Origin of the sequence: Acidovorax sp. 107, from assembly GCF_003058055.1 — a bacterium.
In the GTDB taxonomy this organism is placed as follows: Bacteria; Pseudomonadota; Gammaproteobacteria; order Burkholderiales; family Burkholderiaceae_C; genus Acidovorax.
This window is the reverse complement of the sequence record NZ_QBTZ01000001.1, coordinates 3,668,419-3,688,980: the sequence shown is the minus strand read 5'-3', so window position 1 is coordinate 3,688,980 and position 20,562 is coordinate 3,668,419. Positions and strand designations below refer to the sequence as shown.

Below are 20,562 nucleotides of genomic sequence, written 5' to 3'. Positions count from 1 at the left end.
TGCTACACCAGAACTGTTACTTGCTTTTGGCACAAATTGGAAAATTTGCAACACTTTGTCACATGCAATTCTCCAAGCCGCAGAGAAACAGCCACCTCCGTGAACACAGCCTCCCGGCCTGTGGAGGGAACTCGGGGGCAGCTCAGGTCCTCACGCGGCCGTCGCCGGTCAGCATCGACATCTCGACAAACTTCGATGCCGCATGGCTGGTGGGGCTGAACGACACCGGAAAGCCCGAGATCACCTGGTTGCCGATGGACTCCGTGCCGGCGATGAAGCTCTCGCGCGTGATCTTGCCGCTGGCCTGGGCCTGGCGCAGGCCCTCGGTGAAGACGCGGGCGGCCAGGTAGCCCTCCATGCTGGAGTAGTTGGGTTGGACCTTGTCGCCGCCCTTCTTGATGGCCTCCAGAAACTCGCGCGTGATCTGGCGCGAGGGTTGGTAGGGCGAGGGCACCACTTGCGACACCACCACGCCTGCGCCGTCCTTGCCCAGCTCGTCGGCCAGCGCCTGGGTGCCCACAAAAGACACGTTGTAGAAGGTGCCGCCAAAGCCGGCCTTGCGCGCCGCGCGCACAAAAGCGGCGCTGCCGGAGTAGGCAGCAATCTGCACCACCGCATCGGGCTTGGCCGGCACCAGCTTGTCCACGGCCGCTTTCACGTCGCTGGAATTGCGCTCGACCGTGGCAGTGGCCACAGGGGTCAGCTTCAGCTCGGCCAGTGCACGCGTCACGCCGTCAAGGCCGGCCTTGCCGTAGGCGTCGTTCTGGTAGAACACCGCGATTTTCTTGAGCCCCAGATTGGTGAGTTGGCGCACGATGAGTGCAGTTTCGTCGTAGTAGGACGCACGCACATGGAAGATCAGCCGGTTGAACGGCTGGCGCAGCGCCTCTGCGCCGGTGAAGGGGCCAAAGAACGGCACCTTCTCCTTGGTGAACAGCGGCAGCGCGGCCAGGCTGGTGGGGGTGCCGATGTAGCCAAACAGGGCAAACACCTCGTCGGCAATCAGCTTGCGGGTGTTCTCGGCGCAGCGGTCGGGCTCGTAGCCGTCGTCCATGGTGTGGATCTCCACCATGCGTTTGCCCACGCCGCCCTGGGCATTGAGCTGGTCAAAAAAGAGCTTGGCGCCTTGGTTGAACTGCACACCCAGCTGGGCCGCCGGGCCGGTGAAGGCGGCCGACTGCCCCAGCACGATCCGGCCATCGCCCTGCGCACGCGCCAGACCAAACCCGCCCAGCGCCACGGCCCCCACACCCACTGAAAACTGCCGGCGGCCCAATACTGTCTGGTTCATGGTGAAATCTCTGCTCTTGTAAGAAGAAAGAAGGGGCATCCCCCTCCGCGCTGCCGGTAGGCAGCCCCGTGGAAACAGGGGTCATATATGCACGCCCGTTCCAACCCTGACAGCCAGTTTAACGATCCAGCCCCCGAATGCCCACGCCTTCTGACGCTAAATCCCCTCCATCGGCCCTGATTCAGGTGCGCGGCGCCTGCCCCCACGACTGCCCCGACACCTGCGCCCTGCTGACCACCGTGGACGAGCACGGCGTCGCCACCCGTGTGCAGGGCAACCCCGACCACCGCCATACCGACGGCGTGCTGTGCGCCAAGGTAAGCAAGTACACCGAACGCAGCTACCACCCCGAGCGCGTGCTCACACCGCTCAAGCGCACAGGGCCCAAAGGCCCGGGCAGCAGCGGCCAATTCGCGCCCGTGACCTGGGACGAAGCCCTGACCGACATCGCCCAGCGCCTGCAGTCCATCGCCGCGCGCGCGCCCGAGGCCGTTCTGCCCTACAGCTACGCGGGCACCATGGGCATGGTGCAGGGCGAGAGCATGGACCGCCGCTTCTTCCACAAGCTGGGCGCCTCGCAGCTCGACCGCACCATCTGCGCATCCGCCGGTGCCGAGGCGTTGGTCCAGACCCTCGGCGGCAAGGTGGGGATGAAGGTGGAGTTTTTTGCCGAGTCGCAGCTCATCCTCATCTGGGGCAGCAACTCCATCGGCAGCAACCTGCACTTCTGGCGCTATGCCCAGCAGGCCAAGCGCAATGGCGCCAAGCTGGTGTGCATCGACCCCCGCAAGAGCGAGACGGCTGACAAGTGCCACGAGCACATAGCCCTGCGCCCCGGCACTGACGCCGCGCTGGCACTGGCGCTGATGCACGAGCTGATCGTGAATGACTGGCTGGACCACGACTACATCGCCCGCCACACGCTGGGCTGGGACCCGTTGCGCGAGCGCGCACTGCAGTGGCCGCCCGAGCGCGCGGCCGAGGCGTGCGGCATTCCGGTGGAGCAGATCCGCCAGCTGGCCAAGGACTACGGCACCACCAAGCCCGCCGCCATCCGCCTGAACTACGGAATGCAGCGCGTGCGCGGCGGCGGCAATGCCGTGCGCGCCGTGGCCTGCCTGCCAGCACTCACGGGCGCCTGGCGCCACCGCGCGGGCGGCGTGCTGCTGTCCAGTTCGGGCCAGTTCCCGGCGCAACGCGGCGTGCTGCAGCGGCCCGACCTGATGCCCGCCAAGACGCCGCGCACCATCAACATGTCCACCATTGGCGACGACCTGCTGCGCGACACGTCCGCCCAGTTCGGCCCCAAGGTCGAGGCCATCGTGGTCTACAACAGCAACCCCGTGGCGGTGGCCCCCGACTCCGGCAAAGTGGTGCAGGGCTTTGCGCGCGAGGACTTGTTCACCGTGGTGCTGGAACACTTCCGCACCGACACGGCCGACTACGCCGACTACATTCTGCCCGCGACCACGCAGCTGGAGCACTGGGATGTGCACTTGAGCTACGGCCACACCGACGTGCTGCTCAACCGCCCTGCCATTGCGCCGCAGGGCCAGGCGCGCAGCAATGCGCAGATTTTTCGCGACCTGGCAGCGCGCATGGGCTTCACCGAACCGTGTTTTGCCGACAGCGACGAGACCCTGTGCCGCCAAGCCTTTGGCGACGCGGTGGACTACGCACTGCTCGAAAGCCAGGGGTTTGCCACGCTGGCGCTGCCCGATGCGCCGTTTGCCGAAGGCAATTTCCCATCGCCCTCCGGCAAGTGCGAGTTCTACAGCGCCCGCCTGGCCGCGCAGGGCCTGGACGGCTTGCCCGACCACCTGCCCAACTACGAGCTGCAGGGCACCAACGCGCGCTACCCGCTGGCGATGATCTCGCCGCCCGCGCGCAACTTTTTGAACTCCACCTTCGTGAACGTGCAGAGCCTGCGCACCCTTGAAGGCCGCCCGCTGCTGGAGATCCACCCCGATGACGCCGAGGCGCGTGGCATCGCCAACGACGCCGTGGTGCGTGTGTTCAACGACCGGGGCAGCTACTTGTGCCACGCCACCGTCTCGCGCCGCGCGCGGCCCGGTGTGGTCAACGGCCTGGGCATCTGGTGGCGCAAGCTGGGGCTGAACGGTACCAACGTGAACGAGGTGACCAGCCAGGCGCTGACCGACCTGGGCCGTGCGCCAACGTTTTATGACTGCCTGGTGGAGGTAGAGGCCAGCGCGGAGGAAACGCAAACACTGGCATCTGCCTGATCGCGTTCATCTGTGCAACCGGTTTGATATCAATTTAATAGCATTCAGCGCATACTCCACTAGCACTACAGGCTGGTTTTACTAAAAATCCCCCCTCAGTGTGCGTGCAAAGCGTTCGTTGACGGGGCTGCGCCCTCTGCACCCACGCCCCCTGGCGTCAGCGCCAGAAAGTGGTGCACCACTGGCCGCTCCGGCCCGACATGGAAGCGCAGCGCCTCCGCTTGCAGGTCGGCATCGGCCTTGGACACGCGGTGGTGCTGGCGCAGGTGCTCCGCCCAGGACTCGACCAGGAACCATTCGATGACCCGGCCCGGCTCTCCCGTGTGTTCGGCCACGCCCCAGGCGTAGGCGCCGTCGCGGCGGCGTTCTTGGGACAGGTGTTGCATCGCCAGCAGGAAGGCGGGCAGGTCGGGCTTGGCGATGCGGTATTCGATCTGCACCATCACCGGACCCCGGTCGTGCGCGACGGGCTCGGCCAGCAGGGGCTCGGGCCAGTGGTTCGATGGCTGCAGGTCGGCTTCGCCGGTGGGCAGCTTCACGCGGTGAAAGATGAGCGACGCCACGACCAGCCCGGCCGCGCCGGCCAGCAGCGTGACCGGCGGCCCGGCCTGCCCCGCGATGAGGCCCCAGCCCAGGCTGCCGGCGGCCATCGCGCCGTTGAAGACCATGAGGTAGATGGCCAGGCCCCGCCCGCGCACCCAGTTGGGCAGCACGGCCTGGGCCACGCCGTTGAGCGTGGTCAGCGCGATGATCCAGCCCAGGCCCAGCACCAGCATCAGCGCCACGGCGGCCCACTGGGGCGGGGCCACGGTCAGCACGCCCATCACGGCTGCGGTGAGCAGCGAGGCCAGCAGCACCAGGCCGTCGGTGTCCAGCCGCTGGCGCAAGCGGGGCAGCAGCACGGCGCCCAGGATGGCGCCCGCGCCCACGGCGCCCAGCATCACGCCGTAGAAGCCGGCCGTGCCGCCCAGCATGCGGCGCGCCACCAGTGGCAGCAGCGCCCAGACGGAGCTGGCGAACAGGAAGAACACGGCCGCGCGCAGCAGCACCACATGCAGCTCGCGGCTGGCGCGGGCATAGCGCACGCCGGCGCGGAAGGCGCCGAAGAACTGCTCATTCAGGCCCGACGCCTCGGCCTTCGGGCGCTTCCACCACAGCAGCGCGGCGATCACGAACACATAGCTCAGCACGTCCAGGCCGTAGGCCATGGCCGCGCCGAAGCTGGCCAGCAGCAGGCCGCCGGCCGCAGGGCCGATGGCGCGCGCAATGTTGATGCCCAGCGAGTTGAGCGCCACGGCGCTCTTGAGCTCGCTGCGCGGCACCAGCTCGGGCACGATGGATTGCCAGGTGGGCCCCATGAGCGCGGCGCCGATGCCGCCCACGAAGGTCAGCGCCACGAGCCACTCCACGGTCAGCGTGTGGGTCTGCGCCAGCACCAGCAGCGTGCCGCTGACGGCCGCCAGGAGCACCTGCACGCCGATGAGGAAGCCGCGGCGGTCCAGGATGTCCGACAGCACACCTGCGGGAATGGCGAGCAGGAAGACCGGCAGCGTGGCCGCCGTCTGGATCAGCGCAACAGCCGTGGGGCTGGATGAAAGCTCGGTCACCATCCAGGCGCTGGCCACGTCGCGCATGAAGCTGCCGATGTTGCCCAGCACCGTGGCGGCCCAGAGCACCGCAAAGACAGGGATGGCCAGGGGTGCGAAGCTGCCGGACGCCGCAGCCGCAGGTGCTGCCGGCGCGGGTTCGGAGTGGTTGTGGTGATCGTGGTGATCGTGGTGATCATGCGGCATGGTGGCCTCCGAGGTCGTGCCAGGCGACGAGCAGCATGCCGCCCACCAGGCCCCAATGTTCAAAGAATGCGTTGGCGCTGCGCTGCCGCTCGGGTGGCGGCGCAGCCCAGAAGCGGTCCGCCAGCAAGGCGGCGAGCACGGTGAAGCCCGCCAGGGCCAGCGCCCCGAGCCAGCGGTACCAGCCCGACAGGATGAGCGCCGAGGCCGAGAGCTGCAGCACCAGCGTGGCGGCGGCGATGGGCGCGGCGGGTGCCAAGCCGAGCGAGCGCACCTCGGCCACGGCCCCGGCAAAGTCACGGGCCTTGCCGATGCCGCCCTGCAGGTAGGCAGCGCACAGGCACAGCAGCGCCAGCGTCTGCACCCAGGGCGCGGTGGCGGCCGATTGCAATGCGTGCTGCACGGTCACACCGCCCAGCAGGCACAGCCCAGGGCGCCCCAGAAGCCCTTGAGGTCGGACACCGGCAGCTTGCTGCTCCAGGCCGTGGCGTGGGCATGGCCGTGCAGGTTGCAGTTGCTGGCGCAACCGCAGTTCGCGGCAGCATTGCGCAGGACCGATTGCAGCGGCGCGCCTTCCTGCGCGCCCCAGGCGCCATAGCCGCCGAAGGTGCGCACAGGCGACCAATCGGGCATGGCGAGCGGTGGGGCCGATTCGTCGAAGTCCGAAAATTCACCCGCGCCGTAGACGACCTTGCCGCCCACCACGGTCAGCAACGACGAGGTGTCGGCGATGTCGGATTCGGGGCAGGCAAAGAAGTCGCGGTCGGGCACGACGAGGTCGGCCAGCTGGCCCGCTTCGATGCAGCCCTTCTTGCCCTGCTCGTTGCTGAACCAGGTGACGTTCTCGGTCCACATGCGCAGGGCCTGGTCGCGGGTGAGGCAGTTGCGCTGCGGCGTGAGCTGCAGGCCGCCCACCGTCTTGCCGGTCACGAGCCAGGACAGCGACACCCAGGGGTTGTAGCTGGCCACGCGGGTGGCGTCGGTGCCGGCGGACACGTTGACGCCCTTCTCCAGCATGCGCTTGACCGGGGGCGTGGCCTCGGCCGCCGCGGCGCCGTAGCGCTCGACAAAGTACTCGCCCTGGTAGGCCATGCGGTGCTGCACGGCCACGCCGCCGCCCAGGGCGGCGATGCGGTCAATGGATTTTTCCGAAATGGTCTCGGCGTGGTCAAAGAACCAGTTCAGGCCGGCCAGCGGTGTGTCCTGGTTGACCTTCTCGAACACGTTGAGCGCGCGCTCGATGGTCTCGTCGTAGGTGGCGTGCATGCGCCAGGGCCAGCGGTTCTGGGCCAGGATACGCACCACCTCTTCCAGCTCGCCCTCCATGCCAGGCGCCAGCTCGGGCTGGGGTTGGCGGAAGTCCTCGAAGTCAGCGGCAGAGAACACCAGCATCTCGCCCGCGCCGTTGTGTCGGAAGTAGTCCGTGCCCTGCTTGTACTGCGAGGTGGCCGTCCAGTTCAGGAAGTCTTCCTTCTCCTGCTTCGGCTTTTGCGTGAACAGGTTGTAGGCCAGGCGAATGGTGAGCTGGTCGGCATCGGCCAGCTCCTGGATGACGTCGTAGTCGTCCGGGTAGTTCTGCATGCCGCCGCCCGCGTCGATGGCGCCCGTCACGCCCAGGCGGTTGAGTTCGCGCATGAAGTGGCGCGTGGAGTTGACCTGGTAGTCGTGCGGCAGCCTGGGGCCCTTGGCCAGCGTGGCATACAGGATGGCCGCGTTGGGCTTGGCCAGCAGCAGGCCCGTGGGGTTGCCCGCGCTGTCGCGCACGATCTCGCCGCCGGGCGGCGCGGGCGTGTCCTTGCCGTAGCCCACGGCGCGCAGCGCGGCGCCGTTGAGCAGCGCGCGGTCGTACAGGTGCAGGATGAACACGGGGGTGTCGGGCGCCACGGCATTCAGCTCGGCCAGCGTGGGCAGACGCTTTTCCACGAACTGGTGCTCGGTGAAACCGCCCACCACGCGCACCCACTGCGGCGCGGGCGTCGCGGCCACCTGGCGCTTGAGCATGGCCATGGCGTCGGCCAGGCTCTTCACGCCGTCCCAGCGCAGCTCCATGTTGAAGTTGAGCCCGCCGCGAATGATGTGCAGGTGGTTGTCGATGAGCCCCGGCAGCACGCTGCGCCCGCCCAGGTCGATGACCCGCGTGCCCGCACCGGCCAGCGCCATCACTTCGCGGTCGTCGCCAACGTGCGTGAAGCGCCCTTGTGCAATGGCGACCGCACTGGCCACGGGGTTGGCGCGGTCCAGCGTGGTGAAGCGCCCATTGCGCAGGATGAGGTCAGGGGTGATGGCGGGTTGGGTCATGGTGTCCAGGCCTTCAAGAATTTCAGCGATGGCAGAGTGCAAAAAAGGGTGCAGTGGCCGTAGCGAGCGGCCCGAGCCTGCATCGAGGACCGCAGCCGTACAAGCGTACGGCGAGAGCCGCAGGTGCGGGATCGGGTCGCGCAGTAGGCCAATGCACCCTTTTTTAGCCTTCGTGGGCGTTGAACATGGTCTTGGCGTAGGTGATGCCCAGGCCATAGCCGCCGCCGAACTTCCTGGCGATGCCCGTCGTCATGTCGTACGTCTCGCCGCGTGCCCAGTCGCGCTGCAGCTCCAGCAGGTACTGCAAGGCCGTGATGGGGCGCGCGCCGGCCTGCACCATGCGCTCCATGGCGCGGTTGTGGGCTTCGGCCGAGATGTCGCCGCAGGCATCGGCGATCACATACACCTCAAAGCCCTGGTCCAGCGCCGACAGCGCGGGGCCCACGATGCACACGCTGGTCCATAGGCCTGCCAGCACGATGCGCGGCTTGCCGATGGCGTTGATGCGGGCGATCACCGCCTCGTCCTCCCAGGTGTTCATGGAGGTGCGGTCCAGCAGCGCATGGCCGGGGAACGGCGCGGTCACTTCCTCGAACATGGGGCCGCTGAAGCTCTTCTCGGCCACGGTGGTGAGGATGGTGGAGACACCGAAACCGGCGGCTGCGCTGGCCACCAGGCCGGCGTTGGAGCGCAGCGTGATCGCATCGATGGAGTGCGTGGCGAAGGCCATCTGCGACTGGAAGTCGATCATGACCAGGGCGTGGTCGTCGGCGTTCAGCAGCGTGGCACCGGGCTTGGCGTAGGCAACGAGGCGGGCGGTGGCGCTGGCAGTCGTGGTGTTGGCGTGGGTCATGGTGAGCTCCCTGGAAATTGAAGATGAAGTACGTCGAGAAGAAGAACAAAAACGAGACAAGGCAATGCGGCGGGCCGGCGCGGGAGGAATGGGCGACATCGCCCACCCACCCGCGCTCCAGGGCGCCCATTCGCTCAGTGCGGCATCGTGGGCAGCTCGTTCGGCCGCAGGTCGAACACCAGCACCTCGGCACCTTCGCCGTTGGCAAAGCGCAGGGCCCCGGCGTCGCGGATGCGGGCGCCGTCACCCTCGGCCAGCCGCTCGCCGTTCACCTCCAGGCTGCCGCGGGCCACGTGCACATACACGTTGCGGCCCGGGCCCACGTCCAGATCGGCCGATTCTTCGCTGCCGTCGAACAAGCCGGCGTAGACGCGGGCGTCCTGGTGCACGGCCAGCGATCCGTCGGCCCCTTCGGGCGAGATGATCTGGCGCAGGCGGCCGCGCTTGTCGGCCTCGCTGAAATGCACCTGCTGGTAGCGGGGCTCGGCGCCGCGGTGGCCGGGCACGATCCAGATCTGCAGGAAGTGCACGGGCTCAACACCCGAATGGTTGAACTCGCTGTGGCGCACGCCGGTGCCGGCGCTCATCATCTGCACGTCGCCGGGGCGGATGACCGAGCCCGTGCCCATGGAGTCCTTGTGCTCCAACGCGCCTTCCAGCACATACGAGAAGATTTCCATGTCGCGGTGCGGGTGGGTGCCAAAACCCTTGCCCGGGGCCACGTGGTCGTCGTTGATGACCAGCAGGTCGGAAAAGCCTTGCTGGTTGGCGTCGTGGTAGTGACCAAACGAGAAGGTGTGGCGCGAATGGAGCCAGCCGTGGTTGGCGTTGCCGCGGTGTTGGGCCTTGCGGATGTCGAGCATGGTGTCTTTCTTTCAATATCTGTCGATGAATTTCACACTGGGTGGTCGCTTTGAAATTTGCTCGATTTCATTGGTATTTAGTGCTGCGATGGATGAAGTATCCGGCGCATCAGCAGGCATCAGATTGAAAGGTTTAGCCATTCATCATCGATAATTTCGATGATTCAGATCAAGGAATTAGGGCCATGTTGAAGCTCACGCTGGAAGCCATAGAAACCATCGACGCCATTGCCCGCCACGGCTCGTTTGCAGGCGCCTCCGAGCGGCTGCACAAGGTGCCGTCCACCATCTCATACGCCGTGAGCAAGCTGGAAGACCAGCTGGGCTTGGCCCTGTTCATCCGCAACGGTCCGCGCGTCACGCTCACGCCGGCCGGGCAAGAGATGCTCAAGGAGGGGCGCTGGCTGCTGGCGGCCGCGCAGCAGCTTGAATCGCGGATGCGGCAGATCGCCACGGGCTTTGAGTCCGAACTGCGGCTGATGCACGACTCGCTCATCCCCACACACGCGTTCAACCAGGACATCTGCGCGTTTGAAGACCTGCACTGCGGCACGCGCCTGCGCATCAGCAGCGAAGCCTTGACAGGCACCTGGGAGGCGTTGCGCGAAGGGCGCGCAGACATCGTCGTGGCCGCAGGCGAAGGCCCTGCGGGCGGCGGCTACAAGGCAGTGGCCGTGGGCAGCCTGGCCTTTGCGTTCTGCGTGACGGCCACACACCCGCTGGCCAAGCTGCAGCGGCCGCTCACGCGCAGCGACTTGCTGGAACACACGGCCGTGGTGGTGGGCGACGGGGCGCGCTCGCTGAACGACCGCACGGTGGGGTTGCTGTCGGGCCAGCGCCGCATCACCGTGCCATCGATGCAGGCCAAGATCGCTTGCCAGGCCGCCGGTCTTGGCCACGGTTTTGTGCCGCGCGCCTGTGTGCGCGTGGAGCTGGAGACCGGCATTCTGGTGGAGCTGCAGGTGGAGGAGCCCCGCCCGGACGAAACCTTCTGGCTGGCCTGGCGGCCCGAGCACATGGGCGAGGCGCTCAAGTGGTGGCGCCACCGGCTGGACCGCCCGCTGTTGCCGGGCATCCTGCCGTATTGAAGCGGGAACGCTGTGCGGGCCAACGGCAGGCAGCACCGCACAATCACTTCCAATTTGATAGCTGCTTGCGCTTATGCATCAAGCACTAGCGGTCATTTCCTTTTCAAATCTGCGCCACGGACACCCCGTGCGTACGCACAGCGCAAAAAAAGGGGCCGAAGCCCCTTTTTTCTTATTAACCCAGTTGCTGGAGCAAAGCGTGTGCACCCTGCTCTGACGACGCCGGGTTTTGCCCCGTAATCAGCGTGCCATCGGTCAGCACATAAGGCGCCCAGTCAGGGCCTTTGGAATACACGCCCCCGTTGGCCTTGAGCATGTCTTCCACCAGGAACGGCACGATCTTTGTCAACTGCACCGCGTCTTCTTCGGTATTGGTAAACCCCGTCACCTTCTTGCCCTTGACCAGGGGCGACCCATCGGGCGCCTTGGTGTGGCGCAGCACGCCCGGTGCGTGGCACACCAGCGCGAGCGGCTTGCCTGCGGCAAAGGTGTTTTCAATAAGGGCGATGGACTGCGCGTCTTCGGCCAGGTCCCACAGCGGGCCGTGGCCGCCGGGGTAGAACACGGCATCAAAGTCCCCGGCCTTCACGCTCGATAGAGGCACGGTGCTGGCCAGCTGCTGTTGCGCGGCGGCATCGGCCTTGAAGCGGCGCGTGGCAGCAGTCTGGGCACTTTCGTCGTCGCTCTTGGGGTCTAGCGGCGGCTGGCCGCCGTGGGGCGATGCGAGCGTGATCTGCGCGCCTGCGTCCTTAAACACGTAGTACGGAGCGGCAAACTCTTCCAGCCAGAAGCCCGTCTTTTTGCCGGTATCGCCCAGTTGGTCGTGGGACGTCAGAACCATGAGGATGTGTGCCATGGGTGTCGCTTTCGTTGTGGCGTTGATCGGGAGAACAGAAAACGACACCCTACCAGCCATGGGGCCCTTTGTCCCACGGTGCGCGCAGGTTGGCGGCATTGGCTTACAGCATGGCATTGCCGTGCGTGCCGTCGCCGCAGACCTTCAACGCAGCTGCCTCGCCAGAAACTCCACCACCTCGTTCTCCAGTGTGGCGTGGTAGGCCACGCGGTCGAAGCCCTCGGGGTTGGCGGCGGCGTCTCCCGCCTCGGAGGCCAGCGGCCAGACGGACTGGGCCATGAAGGCAAAGTGGCCTGCTCCCGGCACCGTGCTGGCCTGTGCGGAGGGCAGTTGGGCCGCCACGTAGCCGCCGTGGTACTTGCCGGTGAGCACGGCATCACGCTCGGCCACCATCAGCCGCACGGGCACGCTGATGGCCTTCAGGCTGCCCTGCGTGAACACCACCGCCATGGGCGCCATGGCCACCACGGCGCGGATGCGGGGGTCTGCCACCGAGACCAGCGGGCCGTCCTGCACGACGGCGGAGCCCTGCGCGGGCGCCGCAGCGGCAGCAGCCGGCGCGGCCTGACCAGACTGGGCACGGCTCGGGAGCTTGCCCAGGCTGCAAAAGCCAGGGTCGTCCGACACGCTGCCGCAATGCTGCGCCGCACGGGCCGGTTCTGCCTGTGCGCCAGCGAGGGCCAGCACGGTGTAGCCACCCGCCGAGTGCCCCACGGCGCCAATGTGCCCGGCCGGAATGCGGGGGCCCCATTCGGGGCTGGCCAGCAGCGCGTCCAGCACGCGGCTCACCTGGCGGGGGCGCTCGCTGAAGTAGTGGCCCGAGGTGATCATCGACCGGTCTTCCCAGTTGTCGCCCGGGTGGCGCAGTGCAGCCACCAGATAGCCGTCGGCCGCCAGGCGCGTGGCCAGGTTGTGGTGGCCCAGTTCATGGCCGCCGGTGCCGTGCGAGATGAGGATCAAGCCCTTGAGGGGCGCGGCTGCCACCGGCGCGCCCGGCGTGACCACGGGCCGCCACGGGCCCATGGGCTGGGTGCGCGCCACCACCGGGGTGGGGTAGAACAGTGCCACGGTCACGGGCTGGGCGCCAGGGACCACCAGGGTGCGCAGGCCGGCGTACTGGGCCGAGGCCGGCGTGGCCCAGGCCAGCAGCGCCACAAAAGCCGCCAGCAGCGGGGCACGGGCCTTTCGCCATGCAGAGCGGAGGGCCAGAAAGAAGATGAGGGTCACGGTGCGCCTTTCGTCAAATGCCACCCAGAGGGGCGGCTTGACGGCACTGTAGGCGGCACAACCGGCGGGCTCCAGCGCCCTGCGACGAAACGCCGCTGCGCGGCGCGAAATGCGGAGCGAAAGGGGCGAGCGCATGCCCGCCCTAACCGCCCGCAACCGCTTGCAGCGCGGCTTCGAGGATTCGGTGGCTCACGGCGGGCCCGATCTCGCGCTGCTCGCCCAGGGTCACCATGCCATGCACTCGACGGCGGCGGTGGATGGAGGGCGCGGGGGTGCGGGCGTGAATATTCGCTCCCCATTTCGTAGCACCCAGTGCTTAATCAACAAGCGCCCTATCCGTTTTCAACCAAAATCCAAAGCACCCTCGGCTGGCGGGCGGCGTCCGGTCAGGCCGCACTCGAAGGGGCTCTGGACAAAGTCTGTGCGGTCATCGACGCAGGTGCCAAAGACGTATTCTGGGTACAGGTAGTCGTCCCCAAAGCGCATCAGATCGAGCGGCATGGTGCGCAGTACCGGCTGGCGCCCCTGCACCGCCACGGCCATGTACTCGGTCCACACCGGCAGCGCCAGCGTGCCGCCGGTCTGTCGGCCCAGGCTGCGCGGCTGGTCGTAGCCCATCCAGACCACCGAGACCACGCCCGACGAATAGCCCGCAAACCACACGTCGCGCGCGTCGTTGGAAGTGCCGGTCTTGCCCGCCACGTCGGGGCGGCCGAGCGCCTTGGCCCGCCTGCCGGTGCCGTGCTCGACCACGTCGCGCAACAGGCTGTCCAGCACGAAGGCGTTGCGCTCGGACACCACAGTGGCGCGGGGTGAGGGCCCGTCCGCCGCGTACAGCACCGCGCCGCCGCGCTTGCTCACGCTGCGAATCAGCCGGGGCTGGACCAGTGTGCCGCCGTTGGCGAACACGGCGTAGGCCTGCGTGAGCTGCAGCGGGGTGACAGCGCCCGCGCCGAGCGCCAACGGCAACCGCGGCGGGTTGAGCGCGGGGTCGAATCCGAAGCGGGCGGCGAACTGCTGCACGTACTGCACCCCGGCCGCTTCCATCAGGTTGACGGCTACCATGTTCTTGGAGCGCACCAGGCCGCGCCGCGCGGAAATGAAGCCTTCGTAGTTGCCGCCGTAGTTGCGCGGGCTCCAGGCGGCGCGCCCCCGGGCGGCAGGGGTCACCACGCGCTGCGCGTCGTCCACCAGCGTGCCGGGCGCGTAGCCTTTTTCCAGCGCGGCGGAAAAGATGAACGGCTTGAAGGTGGAGCCGGGCTGGCGCAGGGCCTGCACCGCATGGTCGAACTGGTTCAGCGCGTGGTCAAAGCCCCCGGCCAGCGCCAGGATCTCCCCAGTGTCTGCGTCCAGCGAGACCAGGGCCCCCTCCATGCCCGGCAACTGGGCCAGGCGCCATTGCTGTCGCGCATCGGCCACCACGCGGATCACCGCACCGGGCGCAATGCGCCGCCCCGGGGACGCTGTGGGCGACAGCGCCGCCCGCGCGCCCGCGCTCAACCGGCTGCGCGGAATCTGCACGCCCGTACCGTCGCGCAGCACGGCGGTGATGCCCTGCGCCGGCGACGCCTCGCGCACCAGGGCCGTCCGCAGTTCACCGCTGTCCGGAAAGGGCGCGAGGGCCGCGCGCACTTCGCGGCGATGGCCGGCGGGCACGCGGGCGGCCACCCAGGCTTCTGGCCCCGCATAGCCCTGGGCCTCCTGGGCGCGCAGCAGCCCGGCGCGCAGGGCCTGCGTGGCGGCCCGCTGGTCGGCCACGCTGAGGGTGGTGACCACATCCAGGCCCAGCGCGTACGCATCGTCGCCAAAGTGGGCCACCACCGTCTTGCGTGCCTGCCCCACGGCAAAGGCCGCTGCCGGATCGATGGATCGCGTCTGCGTGCGCAGCGTGAGCACCTCGGCACTGGCCGCGTCGTAGGCGGCGGTGTCCAGGTAGCTCAGCGCGTGCATGCGTTGCAGGATGTACTGCTGGCGCACGGTAGCGCGCTCGCGGTTGACGACGGGGTTGTAGGCTGAAGGTGCCTTGGGCAGGCCGGCGAGCATCGCCGCCTCGGCAACCGTCAGCTCGTCCAGGGTTTTGTCGAAGTACACCGACGCTGCCGCTGCGAAGCCGTAGGCGCGCTCGCCCAGGTAGATCTGGTTCATGTACAGCTCCAGGATCTTGTCCTTGCTGTACGTGGCCTCCAGCTTGTAGGCCAGCAGGATCTCCATGAGCTTGCGGCTGTAGGTTTTCACGCGGCTCAGAAAGAACACCCGCGCCACCTGCATCGTGATGGTGCTGGCGCCCTGGGCGTGTTCGCCGGACACCACGTTGCGCAGCGCCGCGCGCGCCAGGCCGGTGAAGTCCACCGCGCCGTGCTCGTAAAAGCGCGCGTCTTCAATGGCCAGCAGCGCCTGGCGCACATGCAGCGGGATGTCGCCGATGGGCACGACCTCGCGGCGCTCCTCGCCAAACTCCGCCAGCAGACTGCCGTCGCGCGCAAAGATGCGCAAGGGCCGCATGGGGTCGTAGTCGGCCAGGTGGTCCACGGTGGGCAGTTGCTGCCACAGCAGATGGAGCACCCAGGCCCCGCCGGAGCCCCCGGCCAGGACCAGGCCCACCAGGAACCCGCAGAGAAATTTGAGCGCCGAGCGCTTGGGGTGAAGCGCACCGCTGGGCGCGGCGACAGACGGAGATGATGACGGCATGGGAGGGAACTCGGGCTGGTGCAGTGCCCGTTCCAAGACGGGCCTGCGGCGCCTCTCCCCCTGTCCCTGTTACCTGAGAGTTTCAGCTGCGGTGGCAGCCAGCCCCTTCGGTGGACCCCACCCGCGTTGCGCGATGGTGGCGGCCTCTCTCCAGTCGGCGATGGTCTCTTGCGGTCCGGTTGCCTGAGCGATGATGGGAGTTTGCGCCTTCGGCGGGGGCGCCGTACGCCCCGCTCTCCCGCAAGAGAAGGGTTGACTCTAACCCACGCGCACAAACCGAACCGGGCCTCAAGGTCATTGGCCCGGGGTCTTGGGCCTTTTCGCTGGCGCGCCCCGTGCGCAGCGTTACAGCGCGGCTTCGAGGATGCGGCGGCTCACGGCGGGTGTGATCTCGCGCTGCTCGCCCAGCGTCACCATGCCGTGCGCTTCGAGCTGCGCCACCACGGTGTCCACCACCTCGCTGCCCAGGCCGTAGCCCGACAGGCGCGTGGCGATGCCCATGGCCTCAAAGAAATCGCGCGTGCGCTCGATGGCCGCCGTGATGCGTTCGTCGTCGGTGCCGGTGGTGATGCCCCATACGCGCTCGCCATACTGCAGCAGCTTGGCGCGCTTGGCCACCCGGCGCTCGTTCAGCAGCGCGGGCAGCACGATGGCCAAGGTGCGCGCGTGGTCGATGCCGTGTAGCGCCGTGAGTTCGTGGCCGATCATGTGCGTGGCCCAGTCCTGCGGCACGCCCGCGCCGATCAGGCCGTTGAGCGCCATGGTGGCGGCCCACATCAGGTTGGCGCGGTCGTCGTACACGGGCTCGGTGGCCGCGAGCAGGCGCGGGCCCACCTCGATCAGCGTCTGCAGGATGCCTTCCGCAAAACGGTCCTGCACCGGCGCATTGACCGGGTACGTGAGGTACTGCTCCACCGTATGCACAAACGCATCGACCACGCCGTTGGCCAGCTGCTGGGGCGGCAGGGTGTAGGTCTTGGTGGGGTCGAGCACCGAGAACACAGGGTAGGTATGCACGCTGCCAAACGACAGCTTGGCACCCTTGCCGCGGTGGGTGATGACGCCGCCGTTGTTCATCTCCGAGCCCGTGGCGGGCAGCGTGAGCACTGAGCCGAACGGCATGGCGCCCTTGATGTTCCGGCCGTGCTTTTCAAGGATGGCCCAGGGGTCATCGCCTTCGAAACGGACAGCGGCCGCGATGAACTTGGTGGCGTCGATCACCGAGCCACCGCCCACGGCCAGCAGAAAGTCAAAGCCCCCTTCGCGGATCTGTGCCACGGCCTTCATGGAGGTTTCATAGCTCGGGTTGGGCTCGATGCCACTGAAAGTGGCGTGCTGGCGATCGCCCAGCGCGGCGCGCACCTCGGCCAGCGTGCCGGTCTTTTCGGCGCTGGCGCCGCCCACCAGGATCAGCACCTTGGCGGCAGCGGGCACCAGCTTGGCCAGTTCGGCAATGCGGCCCTGGCCGAAGGCGATGTGGGTAGGGTTGTGAAAGTCGAAGTTCAGCATGGGAATCTTTCTGAGGAAGGCGGGCGCGGGCGCCGCTGGGGCACGCATTGTGCGGCGCACCCGCACACGGGCCGCGTCGCGCGCGCGATAACCCTGTGGCCACCACCGCCAAGCCGGGCGCCCACGGCGGGGACGGGCCATCGGGGGTAAGGCGCCGTTCAGCGCCTCCGAGTGCGCGCGCCCTTGGGGCGCGGGGCGCCGCGGCGGCAAAGCGAAAGCGGGAGCGCCCCGAGCGACTCGACCGGAGGTGGAGTCAGGTGCTGCGTGTCACCACGCTTCCCCTGAAATGCTTGCCAAAATACATGTACATAAATACAGTATTCGTGCAATCAACCACCCTTCATCAGCCCAGGAGCCATTTCACATGCTGGACCACATGACTTTCCGCGTCACCGACATTGCCCGCACTAAGGCGTTCTACACCGTCGCCCTCACGCCTTTGGGCTACAGCCTGTGTTTTGAAGGCAACTACGGCTCAAACATGCTGGGCTTTGCCTACCCGGCCCCGACCGAGCCCGACGGCAAAAAAGCCGACGTGTGGTTCATCGACGGCCCCTCGCCCTACGGCGGCCCGCCCGCCACCACAGGCTGCCACCTGGCGTGGCGGGCCGCCACACGGGCCCAGGTCGATGCCTTCTACCGCGCCGCCATGGAAGCCGGGGGCCAAGACAACGGAGCCCCGGGTCTGCGGCCCGACTACCACCCGCACTACTACGGCGCGTTTGTCATCGACCCGGAAGGCAACAACATCGAGGCGGTGTGCCATCTGCCTGAATAGGTGGGCTTGAACAGGCAGGCGGCCTGCGAGGCCACAGAGGTGGCAAGGCTCGGCAAAACCAAGCCACCCAGTGCACTGCCCTGTGCACCGAAGTGCTGCGCGATCAGTCCAGCTTTACGCCAGCCGCTTTGATGATCTCGCCCCAGCGCTTGGACTCGGCCCGCGCCATGGCGCGGAACTGTTCAGGCGTGCCGGGCAAGGCTTCCATGCCGAAGTCGTTCATGCGCTTGACCACGGCGGGGTTCAGCAGGGCCTTGTTCAGGTCGACATTCAAACGCGCGGTGATGGCAGCGGGGAGGCCAGCGGGCGCCAGGATGCCCTGGAACGCGAACACCTCGGTGTTGGGCACCCCCGCCTCGGCCAGCGTGGGCACGTCGGGCAACGCAGCGATGCGCTTGGCCGAGCCGATGGCCAGGGCGCGCACCTTGCCCGAGGTGATCACGGGCAGGCCGGCGGCCAGGTCCAGGAACATGCAGGGGACCTGGCCACCCATCACGTCCTGCAGCGCGGGCGCGGCGCCGCGGTAGGGGATGTGCGTGAGGAAGGTCTTGGTGCGGTTCTTGAACATCTCCATCGCCAAGTGGTGCGGCGAGCCGTTGCCGGGCGATGCGTAGTTGAGCTTGCCGGGATTGGCGCGCGCGTAGGCCAGAAATTCCTTCACCGTCTTGGCTTCAAACGCCGGGTTCACCACCAGCGCGAGCGGGAAGCGGCTGATGCCGCCCACGTAGGTGAAGTCCTTTTCGGGGTTGAACGGCAGCTTGGTGAACAGGTGCTCGTTGTAGGCCAGCACGGCGTTGTCGGCCGACATGAAGGTGTTGCCGTCCGGCTTGGCCGTGGCCACCATCTGCGCGCCGATGTTGGTCGAGGCACCGGGGCGGTTGTCGACCACGATCTGCTGGCCCAGCGTCTGGCGCATGGCCTCGGCCACGGTACGGGCGAGCACGTCGGTGCCGCCACCGGCGGGGTACGGCACCACCCAGCGCAGGGGCTGGTCGGGCCAGGCAGACTGGGCGGCGGCCCAGGGCGCGGCGGTGGTGGCGCCTGCGGCGGCCAGGGCGGACAAGAGGGTACGGCGTTGCATGGGGTTGTCTCCTTGATACTATGAATTTGATAGCTGCCAGCGCATATTCAACTTGCGCATGCAGCCGGTTTTATTCAAAATTTTGCGCTGCAGGGCCTCAGGCGGCCGGTGCGGCAATCGTCTGGTCGATGGCACCAAAGATGCTGGCGCCGTCTTTGCCCTTGACTTCGATGCGGATGGTGTCGCCAAACTTCATGAACTCGGTGCTGGGCTTGCCGTCCTGGATGGTTTCGATGCAGCGCTTTTCGGCGATGCAGCTGTAGCCCTTGGGCCATTCCATGCGGCCGTTCTGCTCCACGCCCTTGTTGCTGACGGTGCCGCTGCCCACGATGGAGCCGGCGCGCACGTTGCGTGTCTTGGCGATGTGAGCAATCAGCTGACCGAAGTGGAAGGTCATCTCGGGGCCCGCGTCGCACATGCCGACCTTGCGGCCGTTCCAGGTGGACTGCACGGTCAGGTTCACGCGGCCGTGGTCCCAGGCGTCGCCCAGTTCGTCCAGCGTCACGGCCACGGGGCCGAAGGCGGTGGCGGGCTTGCTCTGGAAGAAGCCAAAGCCCTTGGCCAGCTCGGCCGGGATCAGGTTGCGCAGGCTCACGTCGTTGGCAATCATCACCAGGCGGATGCCGTCCAGCGCCTGGTCGGCATTGGTGCCCATCTTCACGTCGCCGGTGATGACCGCGATCTCGGCCTCGAAGTCGATGCCCATCGCCTCGCTGGGCACCACCACGTCGTCGCAGGGGCCGATGAAGTCGTCGCTGCCGCCCTGGTACATCAGGGGGGCGGTGTAGAAACTCTCAGGCACTTCGGAGTTGCGCGCTTTTCGCACCAGTTCGACGTGGTTGATGTAGGCCGAGCCGTCGGCCCACTGGTAGGCGCGGGGCAGCGGGGCCATGCACTGGGCCGGGTCGAAGGGGAAGGCGTGGCGCGCGCGGCCGCTGTTGAGCTGGTCGTACAGGTCCTGCAGCTGGGGCGACAGGAAGCCCCAGTCGTCCAGCGCCTGCTGCATCTTGCTGGCAATGCCGGTCGCATAATGGGCCGTGCCCAGGTCGCGGGAGACGACAACCAGTTGGCCGTCGCGCGAGCCGTCTTTGTAGGTAGCGAGTTTCATGGTGGCAGGACCTTTGTCTCAAGGGGTTGAAGGCTTCACCCAGCACGAATTACGCTTGGGTAAATTGATTTAACTAAACAAAACTCGCAAATTTTAGTGCACATGGACAAAGAACGTGCAGGAATTCAATCGGTCGAGGTGGGTTTTGCCCTGCTGGAGGGGCTGACACGCTCGCGCGGGCCGCTGATGCTCAAGGACGTGGCCGCCTCGGCGGGCATGAGCGCGGCCAAGGCGCACCGGTATCTGGTGAGCTTTCAGCGCCTGGGTCTGGTCACGCAAGATCCGCGCACCGCGCGCTACGACCTGGGCCCGGCCGCGCTCAAGCTGGGGCTGGCCTCGCTGACGCGGCTCGATGGCGTGCGCCTGGCCCGCGAGCGCATGCCGGCACTGATGGAAACCATCGGCCACACGCTGGCGCTGGCCGTGTGGGGCAACCACGGCCCCACCATCGTGCACTGGGAGGAATCGCCCCAGGCTGTCACCGCCAACCTGCGCCTGGGCGACGTGATGCCACTGCTGTCGTCGGCCACGGGCCGGTGTTTTGCGGCCTTCATGTCACCGGAGGTGGTGGCGCCGCTGCTGAAAGAGGAGCTGGCCCGCGCCGTCAAGATGCGCCGTACCGATCTGCCCGCCACCATGGCCGAGGTGAACACCCTGCTGGCCGAGGTGCGCGAGCGCGGCGCCGCCCGCGTGGTGGACACACTGCTGCCCGGCATCGTCGCCTTCTGCGCCCCGGTGTTCGACGCCGACGGCCACCTGGAGCTGGGCATCACCACCCTGGGCTCCATCGCCACCTTCGACCCCGAATGGGGCGGCGCCATTGATGCACCACTGCGCACGGCGGCGGCCCAGCTGTCCAGCGACCTGGGCGCAGGCAGCGCCTGAC

17 protein-coding genes and 1 riboswitch are annotated in these 20,562 nt (G+C 67.5%); of the genes, 5 read left to right on the top strand and 12 right to left on the bottom strand.

Features of this window, described 5'->3' with window-relative positions; translation table 11 throughout:
* Positions 1 to 142: 142 nt before the first annotated feature.
* Entirely contained in the window at positions 143 to 1,291 is a 1,149-nt protein-coding gene (locus tag C8C99_RS17215; RefSeq protein WP_056647581.1) for an ABC transporter substrate-binding protein, read from the bottom strand.
* Positions 1,292 to 1,428: 137 nt separating this feature from the next.
* On the opposite strand from C8C99_RS17215, the gene C8C99_RS17210 reads away from it, so the two are divergent.
* The gene (locus tag C8C99_RS17210; RefSeq protein WP_108626402.1) at positions 1,429 to 3,537 is read left to right on the top strand and encodes a molybdopterin-dependent oxidoreductase; all 2,109 of its coding nucleotides are present in this window, start codon (positions 1,429 to 1,431) and stop codon (positions 3,535 to 3,537) included.
* 95 nt (positions 3,538 to 3,632) lie between these two features.
* Here C8C99_RS17210 and C8C99_RS17205 read toward each other — a convergent pair whose 3' ends face one another.
* The 5 genes from C8C99_RS17205 to C8C99_RS17185 form a co-directional block, all read right to left on the bottom strand.
* A complete protein-coding gene (locus tag C8C99_RS17205; RefSeq protein WP_233247252.1) occupies positions 3,633 to 5,330 on the bottom strand; it encodes an MFS transporter in 1,698 nt (565 codons plus the stop codon).
* On the bottom strand, positions 5,320 to 5,730 hold the full coding sequence (locus tag C8C99_RS17200) for a DoxX family protein (RefSeq protein WP_056647691.1): 411 nt from the start codon (positions 5,728 to 5,730) through the stop codon (positions 5,320 to 5,322). Before C8C99_RS17200 ends, C8C99_RS17205 begins: the two co-directional genes overlap by 11 nt.
* A 2-nt stretch (positions 5,731 to 5,732) precedes the next feature.
* A complete protein-coding gene (locus C8C99_RS17195; RefSeq protein ID WP_108627219.1) occupies positions 5,733 to 7,625 on the bottom strand; it encodes an amidohydrolase in 1,893 nt (630 codons plus the stop codon).
* Positions 7,626 to 7,788: 163 nt separating this feature from the next.
* The gene (locus tag C8C99_RS17190) at positions 7,789 to 8,478 is read right to left on the bottom strand and encodes a hydrolase (protein WP_108626401.1); all 690 of its coding nucleotides are present in this window, start codon (positions 8,476 to 8,478) and stop codon (positions 7,789 to 7,791) included.
* Between the two features lie 134 nt (positions 8,479 to 8,612).
* The gene (locus C8C99_RS17185; protein WP_108626400.1) at positions 8,613 to 9,341 is read right to left on the bottom strand and encodes a pirin family protein; all 729 of its coding nucleotides are present in this window, start codon (positions 9,339 to 9,341) and stop codon (positions 8,613 to 8,615) included.
* A 25-nt stretch (positions 9,342 to 9,366) separates the two neighbouring features.
* Between C8C99_RS17185 and C8C99_RS24330 the strand changes: the two genes are divergently transcribed.
* Positions 9,367 to 9,495, top strand: a complete 129-nt coding sequence (locus C8C99_RS24330) for a hypothetical protein (protein ID WP_255411691.1) — start codon at positions 9,367 to 9,369, stop codon at positions 9,493 to 9,495.
* Between the two features lie 31 nt (positions 9,496 to 9,526).
* Positions 9,527 to 10,429, top strand: a complete 903-nt coding sequence (locus tag C8C99_RS17180; protein WP_108626399.1) for a LysR family transcriptional regulator — start codon at positions 9,527 to 9,529, stop codon at positions 10,427 to 10,429.
* 175 nt (positions 10,430 to 10,604) lie between these two features.
* On the opposite strand, the gene C8C99_RS17175 is transcribed toward C8C99_RS17180, so the two are convergent.
* The 4 genes from C8C99_RS17175 to C8C99_RS17160 all read right to left on the bottom strand — a co-directional run bounded on the left by C8C99_RS17175 (position 10,605) and on the right by C8C99_RS17160 (position 16,709).
* Complete coding sequence (locus C8C99_RS17175; protein WP_108626398.1) at positions 10,605 to 11,285, bottom strand: type 1 glutamine amidotransferase domain-containing protein; 681 nt, start codon at positions 11,283 to 11,285, stop codon at positions 10,605 to 10,607.
* Positions 11,286 to 11,429: 144 nt separating this feature from the next.
* Positions 11,430 to 12,512, bottom strand: coding sequence for a hypothetical protein (locus tag C8C99_RS17170; protein ID WP_233247251.1), 1,083 nt, complete (start codon positions 12,510 to 12,512; stop codon positions 11,430 to 11,432).
* Between the two features lie 342 nt (positions 12,513 to 12,854).
* Entirely contained in the window at positions 12,855 to 15,200 is a 2,346-nt protein-coding gene (locus C8C99_RS17165) for a penicillin-binding protein 1A (RefSeq protein WP_108626396.1), read from the bottom strand.
* A gap of 161 nt (positions 15,201 to 15,361) precedes the next feature.
* A riboswitch (glycine riboswitch) is annotated at positions 15,362 to 15,451 on the bottom strand.
* Between the two features lie 94 nt (positions 15,452 to 15,545).
* Positions 15,546 to 16,709, bottom strand: a complete 1,164-nt coding sequence (locus tag C8C99_RS17160) for an iron-containing alcohol dehydrogenase (protein WP_108626395.1) — start codon at positions 16,707 to 16,709, stop codon at positions 15,546 to 15,548.
* Positions 16,710 to 17,073: 364 nt separating this feature from the next.
* Between C8C99_RS17160 and C8C99_RS17155 the strand changes: the two genes are divergently transcribed.
* Positions 17,074 to 17,487: a VOC family protein gene (locus C8C99_RS17155; RefSeq protein WP_108626394.1), complete on the top strand. Its 414-nt coding sequence runs from the start codon at positions 17,074 to 17,076 to the stop codon at positions 17,485 to 17,487.
* Positions 17,488 to 17,590: 103 nt separating this feature from the next.
* On the opposite strand, the gene C8C99_RS17150 is transcribed toward C8C99_RS17155, so the two are convergent.
* Both C8C99_RS17150 and C8C99_RS17145 read right to left on the bottom strand, forming a co-directional pair.
* Entirely contained in the window at positions 17,591 to 18,568 is a 978-nt protein-coding gene (locus C8C99_RS17150; protein ID WP_108626393.1) for a tripartite tricarboxylate transporter substrate binding protein, read from the bottom strand.
* A 97-nt stretch (positions 18,569 to 18,665) separates the two neighbouring features.
* Positions 18,666 to 19,676 carry a fumarylacetoacetate hydrolase family protein gene (locus C8C99_RS17145; RefSeq protein ID WP_108626392.1) on the bottom strand — a complete coding sequence of 337 codons (1,011 nt, stop codon included), beginning with the start codon at positions 19,674 to 19,676 and terminating at the stop codon, positions 18,666 to 18,668.
* Positions 19,677 to 19,778: 102 nt separating this feature from the next.
* On the opposite strand from C8C99_RS17145, the gene C8C99_RS17140 reads away from it, so the two are divergent.
* Positions 19,779 to 20,561 carry an IclR family transcriptional regulator gene (locus C8C99_RS17140; protein WP_108626391.1) on the top strand — a complete coding sequence of 261 codons (783 nt, stop codon included), beginning with the start codon at positions 19,779 to 19,781 and terminating at the stop codon, positions 20,559 to 20,561.
* Position 20,562: the final 1 nt, after the last annotated feature.

Bases quoted from the DNA above. Each gene is read 5' to 3' on its own strand.
- C8C99_RS17215 (WP_056647581.1), bottom strand. From the start codon at position 1,291: ATGAACCAGACAGTATTGGGCCGCCGGCAGTTTTCAGTGGGTGTGGGG.
- C8C99_RS17210 (WP_108626402.1), top strand. From the start codon at position 1,429: ATGCCCACGCCTTCTGACGCTAAATCCCCTCCATCGGCCCTGATTCAG.
- C8C99_RS17205 (WP_233247252.1), bottom strand. From the start codon at position 5,330: ATGCCGCATGATCACCACGATCACCACGATCACCACAACCACTCCGAA.
- C8C99_RS17195 (WP_108627219.1), bottom strand. From the start codon at position 7,625: ATGACCCAACCCGCCATCACCCCTGACCTCATCCTGCGCAATGGGCGC.
- C8C99_RS17190 (WP_108626401.1), bottom strand. From the start codon at position 8,478: ATGACCCACGCCAACACCACGACTGCCAGCGCCACCGCCCGCCTCGTT.
- C8C99_RS17185 (WP_108626400.1), bottom strand. From the start codon at position 9,341: ATGCTCGACATCCGCAAGGCCCAACACCGCGGCAACGCCAACCACGGC.
- C8C99_RS24330 (WP_255411691.1), top strand. From the start codon at position 9,367: ATGAATTTCACACTGGGTGGTCGCTTTGAAATTTGCTCGATTTCATTG.
- C8C99_RS17180 (WP_108626399.1), top strand. From the start codon at position 9,527: ATGTTGAAGCTCACGCTGGAAGCCATAGAAACCATCGACGCCATTGCC.
- C8C99_RS17175 (WP_108626398.1), bottom strand. From the start codon at position 11,285: ATGGCACACATCCTCATGGTTCTGACGTCCCACGACCAACTGGGCGAT.
- C8C99_RS17165 (WP_108626396.1), bottom strand. From the start codon at position 15,200: ATGCCGTCATCATCTCCGTCTGTCGCCGCGCCCAGCGGTGCGCTTCAC.
- C8C99_RS17160 (WP_108626395.1), bottom strand. From the start codon at position 16,709: ATGCTGAACTTCGACTTTCACAACCCTACCCACATCGCCTTCGGCCAG.
- C8C99_RS17155 (WP_108626394.1), top strand. From the start codon at position 17,074: ATGCTGGACCACATGACTTTCCGCGTCACCGACATTGCCCGCACTAAG.
- C8C99_RS17150 (WP_108626393.1), bottom strand. From the start codon at position 18,568: ATGCAACGCCGTACCCTCTTGTCCGCCCTGGCCGCCGCAGGCGCCACC.
- C8C99_RS17145 (WP_108626392.1), bottom strand. From the start codon at position 19,676: ATGAAACTCGCTACCTACAAAGACGGCTCGCGCGACGGCCAACTGGTT.
- C8C99_RS17140 (WP_108626391.1), top strand. From the start codon at position 19,779: ATGGACAAAGAACGTGCAGGAATTCAATCGGTCGAGGTGGGTTTTGCC.